Source organism: Bacillus cereus group sp. N24 (genome assembly GCF_016483345.1).
In the GTDB taxonomy this organism is placed as follows: Bacteria; Bacillota; Bacilli; order Bacillales; family Bacillaceae_G; genus Bacillus_A; species Bacillus_A toyonensis.
The window spans coordinates 1-232 of record NZ_JAEHCA010000171.1 but is presented as its reverse complement, the minus strand read 5'-3'; the positions used below and the strand labels follow the sequence as shown (position 1 = coordinate 232).

Below are 232 nucleotides of genomic sequence, written 5' to 3'. Positions count from 1 at the left end.
ATCTGTAATTGTAAAAGAAAATGAAGAAACTCCCGATACGGACCCGAAATTAACTGTACCTACTAGAACACCGATTAATGTAGGGGATAAAGTCAATCCACTTTCTGGCGTTAAAGCTATTGATAATGAAGAGGGCGATATTACTGAAAAAGTAAATGATATGGGCGAAGTTGATACATCTAAAGCAGGTAATTTAGAATTGAAGTTTCTAGTTAGTGATTCTAGTGGAAAT

General features: G+C 34.9%; 1 protein-coding gene. It reads left to right on the top strand.

Annotation, left to right across the window (positions count from 1 at the left end; all coding sequences use genetic code 11):
- A partial coding sequence (locus JDS95_RS30905) for an immunoglobulin-like domain-containing protein (RefSeq protein WP_199691078.1) occupies positions 1 to 232 on the top strand: 232 nt, incomplete at both ends.